The 17,239-nt window shown below is 63.6% G+C and carries 12 protein-coding genes and 1 pseudogene; all 13 read left to right on the forward strand.

The genetic code is table 11. The annotated features are described in order from the left end of the window. Positions 1–2: 2 nt before the first annotated feature. The 13 genes and pseudogenes from N5J71_RS14785 to trpE all read left to right on the forward strand — a co-directional run bounded on the left by N5J71_RS14785 (position 3) and on the right by trpE (position 17,160). A pseudogene (locus N5J71_RS14785) lies at positions 3–2,407 on the forward strand (PAS domain-containing sensor histidine kinase). Continuing rightward, positions 2,404–3,033 carry a response regulator gene (locus N5J71_RS14790; protein ID WP_003463520.1) on the forward strand — a complete coding sequence of 210 codons (630 nt, stop codon included), beginning with the start codon at positions 2,404–2,406 and terminating at the stop codon, positions 3,031–3,033. Before N5J71_RS14785 ends, N5J71_RS14790 begins: the two are co-directional and overlap by 4 nt. Before the next feature lie 261 nt (positions 3,034–3,294). Continuing rightward, positions 3,295–4,392: an ABC transporter ATP-binding protein gene (locus N5J71_RS14795; protein ID WP_003463518.1), complete on the forward strand. Its 1,098-nt coding sequence runs from the start codon at positions 3,295–3,297 to the stop codon at positions 4,390–4,392. 54 nt (positions 4,393–4,446) lie between these two features. Next, positions 4,447–5,478, forward strand: coding sequence for an ABC transporter substrate-binding protein (locus N5J71_RS14800; RefSeq protein WP_104727458.1), 1,032 nt, complete (start codon positions 4,447–4,449; stop codon positions 5,476–5,478). 154 nt (positions 5,479–5,632) lie between these two features. After that, the gene (locus tag N5J71_RS14805) at positions 5,633–6,880 is read left to right on the forward strand and encodes an ABC transporter permease (RefSeq protein ID WP_003463516.1); all 1,248 of its coding nucleotides are present in this window, start codon (positions 5,633–5,635) and stop codon (positions 6,878–6,880) included. Positions 6,881–7,083: 203 nt separating this feature from the next. Continuing rightward, positions 7,084–7,911 carry an ABC transporter permease gene (locus N5J71_RS14810; RefSeq protein ID WP_084340945.1) on the forward strand — a complete coding sequence of 276 codons (828 nt, stop codon included), beginning with the start codon at positions 7,084–7,086 and terminating at the stop codon, positions 7,909–7,911. Positions 7,912–8,015: 104 nt separating this feature from the next. Further along, entirely contained in the window at positions 8,016–9,386 is a 1,371-nt protein-coding gene (locus N5J71_RS14815) for a sigma-54 interaction domain-containing protein (RefSeq protein ID WP_279917152.1), read from the forward strand. A 177-nt stretch (positions 9,387–9,563) separates the two neighbouring features. Next, positions 9,564–10,712, forward strand: a complete 1,149-nt coding sequence (locus N5J71_RS14820) for an iron-containing alcohol dehydrogenase (RefSeq protein WP_116620067.1) — start codon at positions 9,564–9,566, stop codon at positions 10,710–10,712. 77 nt (positions 10,713–10,789) lie between these two features. Next, positions 10,790–12,169 carry a hypothetical protein gene (locus N5J71_RS14825; RefSeq protein ID WP_279533869.1) on the forward strand — a complete coding sequence of 460 codons (1,380 nt, stop codon included), beginning with the start codon at positions 10,790–10,792 and terminating at the stop codon, positions 12,167–12,169. 59 nt (positions 12,170–12,228) lie between these two features. After that, positions 12,229–13,689 carry an NADP-dependent succinate-semialdehyde dehydrogenase gene (gabD, locus tag N5J71_RS14830; RefSeq protein WP_003463511.1) on the forward strand — a complete coding sequence of 487 codons (1,461 nt, stop codon included), beginning with the start codon at positions 12,229–12,231 and terminating at the stop codon, positions 13,687–13,689. A 366-nt stretch (positions 13,690–14,055) separates the two neighbouring features. Next, the gene (rpe, locus tag N5J71_RS14835) at positions 14,056–14,730 is read left to right on the forward strand and encodes a ribulose-phosphate 3-epimerase (protein WP_128578673.1); all 675 of its coding nucleotides are present in this window, start codon (positions 14,056–14,058) and stop codon (positions 14,728–14,730) included. Next, the gene (locus N5J71_RS14840; RefSeq protein ID WP_424960574.1) at positions 14,727–15,407 is read left to right on the forward strand and encodes a phosphoglycolate phosphatase; all 681 of its coding nucleotides are present in this window, start codon (positions 14,727–14,729) and stop codon (positions 15,405–15,407) included. The genes rpe and N5J71_RS14840 overlap by 4 nt, the downstream gene beginning before the upstream one ends. Before the next feature lie 274 nt (positions 15,408–15,681). Beyond that, entirely contained in the window at positions 15,682–17,160 is a 1,479-nt protein-coding gene (trpE, locus tag N5J71_RS14845; protein ID WP_279917153.1) for an anthranilate synthase component I, read from the forward strand. The last annotated feature ends 79 nt before the right edge of the window (positions 17,161–17,239 follow it).

A 17,239-nucleotide genomic window follows, 5' to 3' on the forward strand; every position in this document is an offset into this window, starting at 1 on the left:
GCATGAATTCCCTTCTTCGTTCCCTCGCCCTCCTGCTGATGCTGGCTGTTTCCACCGCCTGGGCCGAGAGCGCGCGCATGCCATTGCGCCCGGCTTTCGATGCCGAACAGCGCGCCTGGCTCAAGGAGCATCCCGTGCTGCGCGTGGGTTTGATCCAGCAGGCGCCCTGGGTTCTGCGTGGCCAGAACCGGCAACTGACGGGCGCCAATGTCGAACTGATGCAGCGCCTGCTCGAAGGCATGGGCGTCGCGCCTGACTGGCGCCTGTATCCGAATCTGGAGGCCCTGGAACGGGCCGCCAGTGCGGGCGAGGTGGATCTGGCGCCAGGCCTGCAGCAGACGCCGGCCGGCCTGCGCATCTGGCATTACTCCATGCCTTACCTGCGAGTACCGCATCTGGTGGTCGGCGAGCGCAGCGGCAATGGTGCGGTGGACCTCGACCAGTTGCCGCTGGAGCAGATGGTGGCCCTGCGCTCGCCGAGCCAGGCTGCCGAATATCTGGAGCGCACTCATACCAACCTGCGTCTGCGGGCGACGCCTTCGGAGCGTTCGGCGCTGTTGCTGGTGCTGAATCAGGAGGTCAGCTATGCGGTGCTGGACGAGGCGAGCCTCAGCCTGTTGCTGCGCGAATCACGTTTCTCCAGCCTGAGCATCGTTGGCGACATCGGTTTGCCGCAGCTCCTGCGCCTGGCCACGCGCCGCGATCAAGCGCTGTTGTCCGGTATCGTCGATCAGACCCTGAAGGCGCTGCCGGCGCGCGAACTGGAGGAGTTGCGCGACACCTGGATGCCTTTGCGCTATCCACAGTCCACCGATTTCGTCGGCTTCTGGAAGACGCTCGCACTATTTTTCGGCCTGCTGCTGATGCTGGGGGCAACCGCGCTTTATCGGCAACGACAGCAGACGCGTTTGCTCGAGCGCGGGCTGCTGAGCGCGCGTGGCGAGCTGGATCGTCACCAGCAGGCCGCCGAGGCATTGCGCCTGAGCCAGTTCTCTATCGATCACAGCACGGTGGGCATTCTCTGGGTCAACTGGGACAGTCACCTGCGCTACGCCAACCGCGCTGCCGAGCGCATGCTCGGCTACACCCCCGGTGAGCTGGTGGACAAGCCATTGAGTCAGTTGGAACCCGGCCTGCATATGGACCGCTGGCTCAACCTGTGGAAGCGCGTGCGCGAGCAGGACGAGGGTTCACCCAGCTTTGAGGTCGACTGCCTGCGCGCCGATGGCAGCCGCATGCCGGCTGACGTATCGCTGAGTTTCCTACGCTATCGCCAGGCCGAGTACCTGGTGGTGTTTCTCAGCGACGTCACCGAACGCCGTCGCGCTCGTGCGGCATTGGAGGAGAGCGAGGCGCGCTTCAAGGGCATCGCCGGCAACGTGCCCGGCCTGGTGTTCCGCCTGGAGCGCGCCGGGCCGGGAGCGGTGGTCAACTTTGCCTACATCAGCGAGGCCAGCCAGGAGATGGTCGGCTGGCCGGCGCAGGAGCTGCAGCGTGAGGAGCGCGGCATCCGCAGCCTGGTACATCCGCAGGATCTGAACAGCTATCTGAACAGCCAGACGCTGGCGCTGGAAGGCGAAAGCGACTGGTACTGGCAGGGGCGCATCCTCACCGCCGAGCAGGAGGTGCTGTGGGCGGACATTCGTACCACCGCGCGTCCGCTGGGCAATGGCCGGGTGGTGTGGGACGGCATCCTCTGGGATATCACCGAGAACAAGCTGGCCGAGCTGGCACTGGCCATTCGCGGGCGCGTCTGCGCGAACTATCGGCGCACCTGGAAAGCGTGCGTGAGGAAGAGAAGGCGCGTATTGCCCGCGAAGTGCACGACGAGCTGGGTCAGGTATTGACTGTGCTCAAACTGGAGACGGCGATGTGCGAGCTGGTCTGCGCCGGGCAGATGCCTGAACTGGACGAACGCCTGGCGAGCATGAAGCGTCTGATCGCCCAGCTGTTCCAACTGGTGCGTGATGTGGCTACGGCGCTGCGCCCGCCGATTCTCGATGCCGGCATTGCCTCTGCCATCGAGTGGCAAGTGCGGCGCTTCGAGGAGCGCACGCAGATTCCTTGCCTGGTCGAAGTGCCGGAGCACCTGCCGCATCTGCCGGATGCCCAGGCCATCGGCCTGTTCCGCATCCTCCAGGAGGCGCTGACCAACATCATGCGCCACGCTGGCGCGCACAGCGTCGAGGTGCGTTTGTGGCAGGAGTGCGGCAGCCTGTGTCTGTCGGTGGTCGACGATGGCAAGGGCTTCGATCCGGTGCTGCGCAAGCCGGGGCAATCTTTCGGCCTGGTCGGCATGCAGGAGCGCATGCTCATGCTTGGTGGCCAGTTGCAGATTGACAGCCAGCCGGGCGAGGGCACTACCCTGTGCGCGCGCATCAATCTGGAAGAGGAGATCGCAGCGTGATTCGGGTACTGGTAGCCGAAGACCACACCATAGTGCGGGAAGGCATCAAGCAACTGATCGGCATGGCACGCGATCTCGAGGTAGCGGGCGAGGCATGTAACGGCGAGCAATTGCTCGAGGTGCTGCGGCGCACGCCTTGCGACGTGGTGCTGCTGGATATCTCCATGCCCGGTGTCAACGGTTTGGAGGCCATTCCGCGTATCCGTGCGCTGACCGAGGCCCCGGCGATTCTGGTGCTGTCGATGCACGACGAGGCGCAGATGGCGGCGCGTGCGCTCAAGGCTGGTGCCGCCGGTTATGCCACCAAGGACAGCGACCCGGCGCTGCTGATCACCGCGATTCGCAAGGTGGCCAGTGGTGGTCGCTATATCGACCCGGCGCTGGCCGACCGCATGGTCTTCGAGGTCGGCCTGACCGACTCGCGCCCGCCCCACGCGCAGCTTTCCGAACGCGAGTTTTCGGTATTCGAGCGCCTGGTGCGCGGCGAGGGCGTCAACGACATTGCCCTGCACCTGGCGATCAGCAACAAGACCGTGAGCACACACAAGGCGCGCCTGATGCAGAAGCTTGGCGCGCATTCGATGGCGGATCTGGTGCGTTACGCCATGGAGCATCGCCTGGTCTGAGCGACCGCTTTCGTAGGAGCGGCTGGGCGGCACTCCGCTTCAGTCGCGATGAATCGCCCACCGGAGCTTCGCGGCTGAAGCCGCTCCCACGGTTTTCATGCGCTGTATAACCGATGCGATTACTCGGAATTTGTAGGGCAATCCCTACACAAGAATTTCCTCGCGCCTGATATCAGCTTGTCATCCCGCCCGATTTTTCACCCGGTCTTGTCAACCTACTCTTGAGTCATCGGCCTGAGACAAGAACAAGGGTGTGGTGTGATGGCAAACGATGTACTGGTGAGCTTCCGTGGCGTACAGAAGAGCTATGACGGCGAAACGCTGATCGTCAAAGACCTCAACCTGGATATCCGCAAGGGTGAGTTTCTGACCCTGCTCGGCCCGTCCGGTTCCGGCAAGACCACCAGCCTGATGATGCTGGCCGGTTTCGAGACGCCGACCGCTGGCGAAATCCTCCTCGATGGCCGCTCGCTGAACAAACTGCCGCCGCACAAGCGCGACATCGGCATGGTGTTCCAGAACTACGCGCTGTTCCCGCACATGACCGTGGCCGAGAACCTGGCCTTCCCGCTGAGCGTGCGTGGCATGTCGCGCACCGATATCAGCGAGCGGGTCAAACGCGCCCTGTCGATGGTGCAGCTCGATTCGTTCCGCAACCGTTACCCCGGCCAGCTTTCCGGTGGTCAGCAGCAGCGTGTGGCCCTGGCCCGTGCGCTGGTGTTCGAGCCGCAGCTGGTGCTGATGGACGAACCCCTCGGCGCGCTGGACAAGCAACTGCGCGAACACATGCAGATGGAGATCAAGCACCTGCACCAGCGCCTGGGCGTAACCGTGGTCTACGTCACCCACGACCAGGGCGAGGCGCTGACCATGTCCGACCGCGTGGCTGTGTTCCATCAGGGCGAGATCCAGCAGATCGCCCCGCCGCGCGAACTCTACGAAGCGCCGCACAACACCTTCGTTGCCCAGTTCATCGGCGAGAACAATCGTCTGGCTGGCGAGCTGGTCAGTCGCGATGGCGAGCAGTGCGTGGTGCGCCTGGCGCGCGGTGAGGAAGTGCGCGCCACAGCGGTCAACGTCGGCGCCGTCGGTGAGGCGGTGAGCCTGTCGATCCGCCCCGAGCGCATTCGCCTCAACGGCCACAGCGAGGCCTGCCCGAACCGCTTCTCCGGGCGCATCGCCGAGTTCATCTACCTGGGCGACCACGTGCGCATCCGCCTGGAGGTCTGCGGCAAATCCGATTTCTACGTCAAGCAACCCGTGGCCGAACTCGATCCGGCGCTGGCGGTTGGTGACCTGGTTCCGCTCGGCTGGTCTGTCGAGCATGTCCGCGCGCTGGATCCACTCCAAGTCGAGTGAGCCTTTCGCGCAGTGCTTCACCTTTACCCCCGTAACACAGAGGAGCTGATAAGAATGACGAAATCCCTGAAGCTCGCGGCGTTGGCCCTGGGCGTTAGCTGTGCCATGCCGGCACTGGCGGTGGATCTAACCGTGGTTTCCTTCGGCGGCGCGAACAAGGCGGCGCAGGTCAAGGCCTTCTACGAACCTTTCGAGAAGGAAACCGGCAACAAGGTGCTGGGCGGCGAATACAACGGTGAAATGGCCAAGGTCAAAGCCATGGTCGACACCCGCAGCGTGAGCTGGGATCTGGTGGAGGTGGAGTCGCCGGAGCTGGCCCGCGGTTGCGACGAAGGTCTGTTCGAGGAGCTCGAGCCGGCCCAGTTCGGCGATGAAGCCAACTTCATCGACGGCGCCATCCAGCCGTGCGGCGTGGGCTTCTTCGTGTGGTCCACGGTATTGGCCTACAACGCCGACAAAATGAGCGCCGCACCGACCAGTTGGTCCGATTTCTGGGATGTAGCGAAATTCCCGGGCAAGCGCGGCCTGCGCAAGGGCGCCAAGTACACCCTGGAATTCGCCCTGATGGCCGACGGCGTGCCGGTCAAGGACGTATACAAGGTGCTGGCCAGCAAGGAAGGCCAGGATCGTGCGTTCAAGAAACTTGACGAACTCAAGCCCAATATCCAGTGGTGGGAGGCCGGCGCGCAGCCGCCGCAGTATCTCGCTTCCGGTGACGTGGTGATGAGCTCGGCCTACAACGGCCGCATCGCGGCGGTGCAGGGCGAGAGCAACCTACAAGTAGTGTGGAACGGCGGCATCTACGACTTCGACTCCTGGGCCATTCCGCGTGGCGCCAAGAACGCCGAGCTGGCCAAGCAGTTCATCGCCTTCTCGGTCAAACCCGAAGCGCAGAAGACCTACTCGGAGAACATCGCCTACGGCCCGGCCAACAAGCAGGCCATCGAGCTGCTGGCGCCGGAGCGTCTGAGCCTGATGCCGACCACCCCGGAAAACATCGCCAACCAGGTGGCCATCGACGTGACCTTCTGGGCTGACTACGGCGAGCAGCTGGAGCAGCGTTTCAACGCCTGGGCGGCCCGTTAACCCGTGCGTCGCGCAGCGACGCCTTCCTCGTCCCCTTCTCCTGCGGGAGAAGGTGGCGCATAGCGCCGGATGAGGGGGCAGAGCTGCCCAATCGATGTTTGTCGTATCCCCGAATTTCTGCCGCCAGATGCGGCCTTAGCTTGCGGAGTTGTCCATGGCCGCCGTACTGCCTGCCAATGATTTGCCCGGGCCAAGCCTGAAGCAGCGACTGGCCCGTGCCGAGCGTTTCAATCGCCTGAAGTCCAAGGCGCTGATCCTGCCGCTGTTGCTGTTTCTCTTGCTGACCTTCCTGCTGCCCATCGGCGCCTTGCTGCTGCGCAGTGTGGACAACCCGGAAGTGGTCGGCAGCCTGCCGCGCACCGTCGAGGCGATTGCTGCCTGGGATGGCCGTGGCCTGCCGGATGAGGCGGTATACCGGGCGATTGCCAGTGATATGCTCGAGGCACGGCGTAACCAGAGCCTGGGCGATCTGTCCAAGCGCCTGAACATGGAACTGGCGGGCTTTCGCAGCCTGGTCAGCGCCACCGCGCGCAAACTGCCGCTAAGCGAGGAACCGGCGTCCTACCAGGAGGCCTTCCTCGATATGGACGAGCGCTGGGGTGATCCCGCCTACTGGCAGGTGATCCGCCGCAATGCCTCGTCGGTCACCCCCTATTACCTGTTGGCCGCGCTCGATCACCGCATCGACGACCTCGGCGAACTGGCCAAGGCCACGCCGGATCAGGCCATCTATCTGGACATCTTCGCCCGTACCTTCTGGATGAGCCTGGTGATCACCGCCATCTGCCTGGTGCTGGCTTACCCGCTGGCCTACCTGCTGGCCAACCTGCCGACGCGGCAGGGCAACCTGCTGATGATTCTGGTGCTGCTGCCGTTCTGGACCTCGATTCTGGTGCGGGTGGCGGCCTGGATCGTGTTGCTGCAGTCAGGAGGGTTGATCAACAGCGCGCTGATATCGCTGGGCATCATCGAGCAACCGCTGCAACTGGTGTTCAACCGCAGCGGCGTGTACGTGGCCATGGTGCACATCATGCTGCCGTTCATGATCCTGCCGATCTACAGCGTGATGAAGGGCATCTCGCCCAGCTACATGCGTGCGGCGGTGTCACTCGGCTGCCACCCGTTCGCCAGCTTCTGGCGGGTGTATTTCCCGCAGACCCTGGCCGGTGTCGGCGCCGGTTGCCTGCTGGTGTTCATCCTGTCGATTGGCTACTACATCACCCCGGCGCTGCTGGGCAGCCCGAACGACCAGATGATCAGCTATTTCGTCGCCTTCTACACCAACACCACCATCAACTGGGGCATGGCCACGGCCCTCGGCGGCCTGCTGCTGGCCGCGACGCTGGTGCTCTACGTGGTGTACAGCTGGCTGGTCGGCGCCAGCAAGCTGAGGCTTGGATAAACACGGTCTGCGCAGCAGACCACCTGATGCCCCTCTCCCATTTATGGGAGAGGGTGCCCGAAGGGCGGGAGAGGGTGCTTGTTTCGGCACCACTGCTTCTCGGTAACCGAACACGGGAGGAGGGCGCATGAAGAGCGCCCTCTCCCCCAGCCCCTCTCCCATAAATGGTAGAGGGGAGCTAAACGCTAAATGGAGTCACAGCCATGCTCAGCCCCTACATGTCCCCCGTCGAGCGCCTCTGGTACTACGGTCTGCGCATTCTCTGCGGCCTGGTGCTGCTGTTTCTGATCCTGCCGGTGCTGGTGATCGTGCCGTTGTCGTTCAACTCCGGAACCTTCCTGGTCTACCCGCTGCAGGGCTTCTCGCTGCGCTGGTACGAAGACTTCTTCATGTCCGCCGACTGGATGCGCTCACTGAAGAACAGCCTGATCATCGCCCCGGCCGCCACCCTGTTGGCCATGGTCTTCGGCACCCTGGCCGCCATTGGCCTGACCCGTGGCGAGTTCCGTGGCAAGGCCCTGGTGATGAGCCTGCTGATCTCGCCGATGATCGTCCCGGTGGTGATCATCGGTGTTGCCAGCTACCTGTTCTTCGCCCCGCTGGGCATGGGCAACAGCTACCTGTCGCTGATCCTGGTGCACGCAGTGCTCGGCGTGCCGTTCGTGATCATCACCGTGTCGGCGACGCTGCAGGGCTTCAACCACAACCTGGTGCGTGCCGCCGCCAGTCTCGGCGCCTCGCCATTGACGGCGTTTCGCCGGGTGACCCTGCCGCTGATCGCGCCGGGCGTGATCTCCGGTGCGCTGTTCGCCTTCGCCACCTCGTTCGACGAAGTGGTGGTGACCCTGTTCCTCGCCGGCCCCGAGCAGGCCACCCTGCCGCGGCAGATGTTCAGCGGCATCCGCGAGAACCTGTCGCCAACCATCGCTGCCGCGGCGACCCTGCTGATCGGCTTCTCGGTGTTGCTGCTGCTGACTCTGGAGTGGCTGCGTGGGCGTAGCGAGAAGCTACGCACTTCGATGCCGGAATAGATCGCCGCAGTTGTATGTTCAGGGCCTCGCTGGGAAACCGGCGGGGCCTTGCTCGTTTTCGGGCGTAGAATGTGCAGTTTCTCCTGTCCCAACAAGGCGGCCAGATGGACTTCGATGATCCCGGTTTTCGTGAACTGATCGACGCGTTGCACGATGGCGTCTACATCACCGACGCCGATGGCATCACCCTAAAGGTCAACAGTGCCTATGAGCGCCTGACCGGGCTGCGTGCCGAGGATGTCGTCGGCCAGCACATGCAGGCGCTGGTAGAGCAGGGTGTGATCTCGCAGTCGGTGTCCTTGCGTGTGCTCAAGGAAGGCAAGGCGCTGTCGCTGATGCAGAGCGTAAGCCAGGGCAAACGCCTGCTGGTCAGTGGTACGCCGATCTTCGCCGCCGATGGACGCGTGCGCTACGTGGTCAGTACCGTGCGCGACATGACCGAGCTGCTGCGCATGAAGCACGAGCGCGACGAGCTGCAGCAACTCAAGCAGCTGCGCAACAGCACGGCCAAGCTGCATGCCGGTCAGCGTGACGACCTGCTCGATGCCTCCCCGGTCGCCGACAAGCCGGCTTCGGGGCGAGTCTTCATGCAGGCGCGGCAGGTCGCGGCCAGCGACGTGAAGGTGCTGCTGCAAGGGGAAACCGGCGTCGGCAAGACCCTGATCGCCCAGTACATTCACAAGAGCAGCCCGCGCGCGGCGCAGCCGTTTCTGGCGCTGAACTGCGGTGCGCTGCCGGAGAACCTGATCGAGGCCGAGTTGTTCGGCTACGTACCGGGTGCGTTTACCGGCGCCGGCAGCAAGGGCAAGCGCGGTCTGCTGGAACTGGCGCACCAGGGCACGGTCTTTCTCGATGAGATCGGTGATCTGCCGCTGCCGCTGCAGGTCAAGCTGCTCAAGGTGATCGAGGAGAGCCGCTTCATTCCGGTTGGTGGCCTGGAGTTGAAGGAGGTGGACGTGCGCATCATCACCGCCACCCACCATGACCTGCGCACGATGGTCGCCGAGGGGCGTTTTCGCGCCGACCTCTACTACCGGCTCAACGTGGTGCCGATCCACATCCCCGCTTTGCGCGAGCGCCCCGAGGAAATTCAGCCGCTGCTGGATTTCTACCTGGCCGAGTTCAACCAGCGTTATGGTCGAGCGCTGAGCTGGGAACTCGAAGCGCTCGATGCACTGACCGACTACGCCTGGCCCGGCAACATTCGTGAACTGATCAATCTGGTCGAGCGCTTGGTGGTCACCTGCAGTGGCGAACGCATCGAGCTGTTCGACCTGCCGGAGGAGATGCGCACCGCCCGCAGCGACGCAGGCGAAGACGACCTGCTGCCATTGCGCAAGCAGGTGGAGAACCTTGAACGGCGCCTCATCCGCCGTGCGCTGATGCAGCACAAGACCACCCGCGAAGCGGCCAAGGTGCTCGGTATGAGCCAGGCGACCCTGGTGCAGAAGATGAAGCGCTGGGAGCAGGGTTGATTGGAAAATGGATCGTAAAAGGCTCATTTGATTGGTTTTCTGATCAAGCGCAACCCGCTGCACGCTGTGACAAATCGACGCAAGCCTTCTAGCACGCCGCTTTCGGCGAGCTGGCACAGGAATGGCTATGGCAAGCCCCGAACCCGCTCAGCACAACAACGCACAAGGGGCCTGCTGATGAACACTGCCGCATTCAAGATCGCCAACAAGCTGCTGACCGGCCAGGGTGCCGTGGAGCAACTGGCTCTCGAACTGTCTCGACTGAATATCACCAATCCGCTGATCGTCACCGACACCATCCTGATCAAGTCCGGTACGGTCGAGCATGTCCTCAAGCAACTCGGCGAGCGCCGCTATGGCATCTATGACGGTGTCGAGCCGGAGCCGGAGATCGCCATCGTCGAAGCCTGCGCCAAGGTCTATCGCGACGGCGGCCACGATGGCCTGATCGGCGTCGGTGGCGGCAGCGCCATCGATATCGCCAAGGCGGTGGCTGGCTATGTCGGGCATGACGGTGCATTGGAAGAGTTGTTCGGCGTCGATCAGATCAAGCGTAAAGGCCCGCCGCTGATTGCCATTCCGACCACTGCTGGCACCGGCTCGGAAGTGACCAATGTGTCGATCCTCTCCGACAAGCAGGCGCAACTGAAAAAGGGCATCGTCAGCGATTACCTGCTGCCCGACGTGGCCCTGGTTAGCCCGCTGATGACCCTGACCTGCCCGCGTGGCGTGACCGCCGCCAGTGGCGTCGATGCCTTGGTGCACGCGGTGGAGTCCTACCTGTCGGTGAATGCCTCGCCGATCACCGACGCCCTGGCCATCGGCGCCATCAAGCTGATCGCCAAGGCGTTGCCCAAGGCCTATGCCAATCCGGCTGACCTGCTCGCTCGCGAAGACATGGCCACCGCCAGCCTGATGGCCGGTATGGCCTTCGGCAATGCCGGCGTGGGCGCCGTGCATGCGCTGGCCTATCCGCTGGGCGGTCGCTTCAATATCGCTCATGGCGTCAGCAATGCCTTGCTGCTGCCTTACGTGATGGCCTGGAACAAGCTGGCCTGCGTCGAGCGCATGGCCGAGATCGCTGCTGCTCTCGGTGTGCAAACCCATGGCCTGAGCGACAAGGCCGCCGCCGACCTGGCCGTCGAGGCCATGGCCGAGCTGTGCGCCAGCGTCGACATTCCCAAGGGCATGCGCAGCTTCGGCGTGCCGGAAGATGCCATCCCGGCCATGGCCGAAGAGGCCAGCAAGATCGACCGCCTGATGCGCAACAATCCGCGGCGCCTGACGGCCGGCGATATCGAGCAGATCTACCGCGCCGCCTACTGATTACCGCAACGAAGATGAAAGGCCCCAGTGTACTGGGGCCGGCTGAAATACAACTCTAATAAAGCTGGGTGACTCAAATGTCCGAACTGCATCAACAAGACCTTGGTGTGGAAGCCCCCTACTGGCCGGTGGGGCCATTCAAGGTGCGTCTGCCTTTCATTCATTACCGCTTTGAAATCTCCGACTACATGCAGGGCCTGCTCATGTGCGCGGTGGATCTGGCGGCGATTCCGCTGATGACCGAATTCCTCGGCATGCCCTTCGAGGTGGCGCTGGCGGTGGTCATACTCAATGGCCTGCTCTACCTCACTCACCACTTGCTGGGTGATCCCGTGGTGCCCGGCTGGATCACCCCGGCGATTCCACTGCTCATGGCCTACTGCAGCCAGTTTCCGGAGGGCCCGGAGCGGGTGCATGCGCTGATTGCCTTCCAGTTAATGCTGGGGATATTCTCCATCAGCCTCGGTATGACGGGCATGGCGCGCAAGGTGGTGTCGCTGGTGCCTTCCGCGCTCAAGGCCGGCATCATCATGGGCGCCGGCCTCAGTGCGGTGGTGACGGTGTTCAAGGAAGGCGGCCGTTTCGATGCCTTCCCCTGGACCATTTCCATTGCCATCGGCATCGCCTTTTACCTGGTGTTTTCCATCCATTTCCAGGAGCTGAAGAAGCGCAACCGCTTCTGGTGGAACTTCGCCAAGCTGGGCATCTTCCCGATCATCCTGCTGGCGGTGATCGTCGCGCCGATCTTCGGTGAGGCACCCTGGCCCAGCATCGAGTGGGGCATCAGCCAGCCGGACTTCGTCACCCTGTTCAACGAATACACGGTGTTCGGTCTGGGCATGCCGCCGCTGATGATGTTCATCACCGCCATTCCCACCGTGTTCGCCGCCTATCTGGTGGTGTTCGGCGACGTGCTCGGCGCCAAGGCGATCCTCGGCGAAGCCGACCATGTGCGCCGTGACGAGAAGGTCGACTTCAACCCCGACCGCTCGCACCTGATCTTCGGTGGGCGCAATGCCTTCATGAGCATCTTCGGGCCGGACGTGGCCATGTGTGGTCCGCAGTGGTCCGCCATGCAGGTGGTGATCACCGAACGCTTCAAGGGTGGCGCCAAGGCGATGAAATCCATCTACGGCGGCGTCGGCTCGTTCCGTTGGGGCACCAACACCGGTCTGCTGCTGTTGCCGGTGGTGACCCTGGTGCAGCCGATTCTCGGTGTGGCGCTGGCGCTGACCCTGCTGATCCAGGGCTACGTCAGCGTGCGCCTGGGCATCATGGAGGTGCGCAGCCAGCGTGACCTGGGCATTGCCGGCGTGATCGGCGCGGTACTGGCGATCAAGGGTGCCGGCTGGGCATTCGCCATCGGCCTGGGACTGTGCCTGCTGATCTACGGCACCCGTTTCTTCCGTGGCGAGAACGACCAGACCTTCACCAAGGATCTGCCGCCGGCCGAGTGATTCCTTTCGATTGAATATGTCAGTTGGGCGCCGAGTGCGCTCAACTGCAGGAGCGACTTATGCAACTCAACGATCCCGATCTGCTGCGCCACCAGGCCTATATCGACGGCAAGTGGTGCGATGCACCCGATGGGAGTGCCACGGAAATCTTCAACCCGGCCAATGACCAATCGCTGGGTTTCGTGCCCAACCTGGGCGCCGACGAAACCCGCCGCGCCATCGAGGCCGCCCAGGCTGCTCAGCCGGCCTGGCGCGCACTGACCGCCAAGGAGCGCGCGGCGCGGCTGCGCAAATGGTACGAGTTGATGCTGGCCAATCAGGAAGATCTGGCGCGGATCATGACGGCCGAGCAGGGTAAGCCGCTGACCGAGGCGCGCGGTGAGGTGCTTTACGCGGCATCCTTCATCGAATGGTTCGCCGAGGAAGCCAAGCGCGTCTACGGCGACACCATCCCAGGCCACCAGCCGGACAAGCGCCTGATCGTGACCAAGGAGCCCATTGGCGTGACCGCGGCGATCACGCCCTGGAACTTCCCGGCAGCGATGATCACCCGCAAGGCCGGTCCGGCGCTGGCCGCTGGCTGCGCCATGGTGCTCAAGCCGGCGCCGCAGACACCGTTCAGTGCCCTGGCGCTGGCTGTGCTGGCCGAGCGCGCGGGCATCCCGGCCGGGCTGTTCAGCGTACTGCCGGCCGATGCCGAGCGTTCCCGCGAAGTCGGCGCCGAGCTGTGCGCCAACCCCATCGTGCGCAAGTTGTCGTTCACCGGCTCCACCGGCGTTGGCATCAAGCTGATGGAGCAATGCGCTCCGACCCTGAAGAAACTTTCGCTGGAGCTGGGCGGCAATGCGCCGTTCATCGTCTTCGAGGATGCCGATCTCGACGCAGCGGTCGAAGGCGCGCTGGTGGCCAAGTACCGCAACGCCGGGCAGACCTGCGTCTGCGCCAATCGCCTGTATGTACACGAGGCCGTCTACGATGCCTTTGCCGAAAAGCTGGCTGCGGCCGTGGCCAAACTGCGGGTTGGCCCGGGTGATGAAGCAGGCGTCGTCATTGGGCCGTTGATCGACGGTAATGCCGTGGCCAAGGTGCAGGCGCATCTGGCCGATGCGCTGGAGAAGGGCGCCAAGGTGCTGCAGGGCGGCAAGGCGCATGAGCTGGGCGGGCACTTTTTCGAGCCGACGGTCATCACCGACGTCACCCCTGATATGCGTGTGGCCCGTGAAGAAACCTTCGGTCCGCTGGCGCCACTGTTCCGCTTCAACGACGAAGCCGAGGTGGTACGCCAGGCCAACGACACCGAGTTCGGCCTGGCCGGCTACTTCTATACCCGCGACTTGGGGCGCACCTTCCGTGTCGCCGAAGCGCTGGAGTACGGCATGGTCGGCATCAACACCGGGCTGATCTCCAACGAGGTAGCGCCATTTGGCGGTATGAAGGCTTCAGGGCTGGGCCGCGAAGGCTCCAAGTACGGCCTGGATGAGTACCTGGAGATTAAGTACCTCTGCCTCGGCGGTATTTGAATCAGGTCGCTATTGTGGGAGGGGCTTTAGCTGCGACTGGCTTGGCACAAGGCCAGACGCGGCTAAAGCCCCTCCCACGGTCCCTGTCCTGTCTCCTGCGCTTGTCGATCAAGGGCGCCACAGCCGTTACAATGCGCGCCACCGTTATCCAGCACTACGAACCGTTTGCGATCTGCTGCGCGTCGGCCAGCCGTCGTTAAAAACAGGCTCGGAATGCTCATTTACTTCAGTAAACTCCGCTTGATTCGCTGCGCTCCCCCTACGGGCCAGCCTGCGGCTGTTACTTCACTTCGTTACGTTCTCGCCAGTTTTTGCCTAGCCCGGCTCTAGCTCGCGAGATCCCAAATCGGTTCTCAGAGGTGCGCCATGCAACCCTTCGCCATCGCCCCGTCGATCCTTTCCGCCGACTTCGCCCGCCTGGGTGAAGAAGTGGACAACGTACTCGCCGCCGGTGCGGACATCGTCCACTTCGATGTCATGGACAACCACTACGTGCCCAACCTGACCATCGGCCCGATGGTCTGCGCGGCGCTGCGCAAGTACGGCATCACCGCGCCGATCGACGCACACCTGATGGTCAAGCCGGTGGATCGCATCATCGGCGACTTCATCGAGGCCGGCGCCTCGTACATCACCTTCCACCCGGAAGCCTCCGAGCACGTCGACCGCTCGCTGCAACTGATCAAGGCCGGCGGCGCCAAGGCGGGTCTGGTGTTCAATCCGGCCACTCCGCTGGACGTGCTCAAGTACGTGATGGACAAGGTCGACATGATCCTGCTGATGAGCGTCAACCCCGGCTTTGGCGGGCAGAAGTTCATCCCCGGCACCCTCGACAAGCTGCGTGAAGCGCGTGCGCTGATCGACGCCAGCGGTCGCGAGATCCGCCTGGAAATCGACGGCGGCGTCAACGTGCAGAACATCCGCCAGATCGCCGAGGCGGGCGCCGACACCTTCGTCGCCGGCTCGGCGATCTTCAACCAGCCGGACTACAAAACCGTGATCGACGCCATGCGTGCCGAACTGGCCCAGGTGCGTGGATGAAACCGCTGCGCGCGCTGTGCGCCGGTGAGCTGCCGCGCCTGGTGATGTTCGACCTGGACGGCACGCTGATTGACTCGGTGCCTGACCTGGCTGAAGCCGTTGACCGCATGCTGGTCGAAATGGGGCGTGCACCTGCTGGCGTTGAAAAGGTCCGTGACTGGGTCGGCAATGGCGCACGGGTATTGGTGCGCCGTGCCCTGGCCGGTGGTCTGGATCATTCGGCCGTGGGTGAAGCCGAGACGGAAGAGGCGCTGGCGCGCTTTCTCGATATCTACGCCGACTGTCATCACTTGACCGCGCTCTATCCCGGTGTGCATGAGCTGCTCGAAGCGCTGAGCACGGCGGCTGTCGAACTCGCCGTGGTGACCAACAAGCCGGAGCGTTTCGTCGCGCCGTTGCTGGAGCAGGTCGGCCTCGGTGGTTATTTCCGCTGGATCATTGGTGGCGATACCTTGCCGCAGCAGAAGCCTGACCCGGCGGCGTTGCTGCAGGTGATGCGCCTGGCTGGGGTGGAGGCGGCGCAAGCGTTGTTCATCGGCGACTCGCGCAACGACGTGCTGGCCGCGCGCGCTGCGGGCGTACCGTGCATCGCAGTGAGCTATGGCTACAACCATGGTCGCCCGATTGCCGAGGAAGAGCCGAGTCTGGTGGTCCATAGCCTGGCTGAGTTGCTGTAATCGCATTTGTGCGTAGGAGCCCGCTTGCGGGCGATGATTCGGTTGATCGCCCGCAAGCGGGCTCCTACGGGTTGCTTAGCCTGAGCGGCTGCGCTACCTTGGTCGCTCTCCCTATTCCCCGCCTGTCGAGATCGCACCGTGGTGGTCAGCTGCAAACTCTGGATGAAAGTGATCAAGGCTCTGGCCCGTTGGCGCTGGCGCGCCTGATCCCGTCCTGCCGCCGCTGCGCGGCCCGTTTGCACCCGACCGTTTACCCCGAGCCATGAGGCTGATCATGACCCATGAAGAATTCCTGCGTTTAGCCGCTGAAGGCTACAACCGCATTCCGCTTGCCTGCGAAACCATCGCCGACTTCGACACGCCGCTGTCGATCTACCTGAAACTGGCCGATGCGCCCAACTCCTACCTGCTGGAGTCCGTGCAGGGCGGCGAAAAGTGGGGACGTTACTCGATCATCGGCCTGCCGGCGCGCACCGTGCTGCGTGTGCACGGACATGAGGTGGTGATCACCACCGACGGCGTCGAGGTCGAGCGTCACGAGTGCGCCGATCCGCTGGCCTTCGTCGAGCAGTTCAAGGCGCGCTACAAGGTGCCGACCATCGCCGGGTTGCCGCGTTTCAATGGTGGCCTGGTCGGTTACTTCGCCTATGACAGCGTGCGTTACGTCGAGCCCAAGCTGGCTGCCGGGGGGAACCCCGATGCGCTGGGCACGCCGGACATTCTGCTCAACGTCTCCGATGCCGTGGTGGTGTTCGACAACCTGGCGGGCAAGATGCACGCCATCGTGCTGGCTGACCCGGCCGAGGCGGACGCCTTCGAGCGTGGTCAGCAGCAGCTGCAGGACATCCTGCACAAGCTGCGTCAGCCGTTCACACCGCGTCTGGGTGTGGATCTGAACAAGCCGGCAGGCGCGGAGCCGGCGTTCCGCTCCAGCTTCAGCCGCGAGGACTACGAACGCTCGGTCAGCGCCATCAAGGATTACATCCTCGCTGGCGACTGCATGCAGGTGGTGATTTCCCAGCGCATGTCGATTCCGTTCAAGGCCGCGCCCATCGATCTGTACCGCGCGCTGCGCTGCATCAACCCGACGCCGTACATGTACTTCTTCAACTTCGGCGACTTCCACGTCGTCGGCTCGTCGCCGGAAGTGCTGGTGCGCGTCGAAGACAACCTGGTCACCGTGCGGCCCATCGCCGGCACTCGCCCGCGCGGCGCCACCGAGGAGCAGGACCTGGCGCTGGAAGAAGATCTGCTGGCCGATGCCAAGGAAGTCGCCGAGCACCTGATGCTCATCGACCTGGGCCGCAACGACACTGGTCGCGTCTCGGAAATCGGCTCGGTGAAACTGACCGAGAAGATGGTCATCGAGCGCTACTCCAACGTCATGCACATCGTTTCCAACGTCACCGGCGAGCTGAAAAAAGGCCTGACTTCGATGGATGCCCTGCGCGCCATCCTGCCGGCCGGCACGTTGTCCGGTGCGCCGAAGATCCGCGCGATGGAAATCATCGACGAGCTGGAGCCGGTCAAACGCGGCGTCTACGGCGGTGCAGTCGGCTACTACGCCTGGAACGGCAACATGGATACCGCCATCGCCATCCGCACCGCCGTGATCAAGGACGGCGAGCTGCACGTGCAGGCCGGCGCCGGCATCGTCGCCGACTCGGTGCCCGCGCTGGAGTGGGAAGAAACCCTGAACAAGCGCCGCGCCATGTTCAAGGCCGTGGCGCTGGCGGAACAGGGCTCGCGCTGAGGCAGCATAAGTCGTTTTGATGTAGGAGCCGGCTTGCTGGCGATACGTTTTAAGAGCATCGCCGGCAAGCCGGCTCCTA

The sequence above is a fragment of the Ectopseudomonas oleovorans genome (assembly GCF_029845265.1).
GTDB lineage: Bacteria > Pseudomonadota > Gammaproteobacteria > Pseudomonadales > Pseudomonadaceae > Aquipseudomonas > Aquipseudomonas oleovorans.

Bases quoted from the DNA above. Each gene is read 5' to 3' on its own strand.
- N5J71_RS14815 (WP_279917152.1), top strand. From the start codon at position 8,016: ATGGACTTCGATGATCCCGGTTTTCGTGAACTGATCGACGCGTTGCAC.
- N5J71_RS14840 (WP_424960574.1), top strand. From the start codon at position 14,727: ATGAAACCGCTGCGCGCGCTGTGCGCCGGTGAGCTGCCGCGCCTGGTG.
- N5J71_RS14800 (WP_104727458.1), top strand. From the start codon at position 4,447: ATGACGAAATCCCTGAAGCTCGCGGCGTTGGCCCTGGGCGTTAGCTGT.
- gabD (WP_003463511.1), top strand. From the start codon at position 12,229: ATGCAACTCAACGATCCCGATCTGCTGCGCCACCAGGCCTATATCGAC.
- N5J71_RS14820 (WP_116620067.1), top strand. From the start codon at position 9,564: ATGAACACTGCCGCATTCAAGATCGCCAACAAGCTGCTGACCGGCCAG.
- N5J71_RS14805 (WP_003463516.1), top strand. From the start codon at position 5,633: ATGGCCGCCGTACTGCCTGCCAATGATTTGCCCGGGCCAAGCCTGAAG.
- trpE (WP_279917153.1), top strand. From the start codon at position 15,682: ATGACCCATGAAGAATTCCTGCGTTTAGCCGCTGAAGGCTACAACCGC.
- N5J71_RS14795 (WP_003463518.1), top strand. From the start codon at position 3,295: ATGGCAAACGATGTACTGGTGAGCTTCCGTGGCGTACAGAAGAGCTAT.
- N5J71_RS14810 (WP_084340945.1), top strand. From the start codon at position 7,084: ATGCTCAGCCCCTACATGTCCCCCGTCGAGCGCCTCTGGTACTACGGT.
- N5J71_RS14825 (WP_279533869.1), top strand. From the start codon at position 10,790: ATGTCCGAACTGCATCAACAAGACCTTGGTGTGGAAGCCCCCTACTGG.
- rpe (WP_128578673.1), top strand. From the start codon at position 14,056: ATGCAACCCTTCGCCATCGCCCCGTCGATCCTTTCCGCCGACTTCGCC.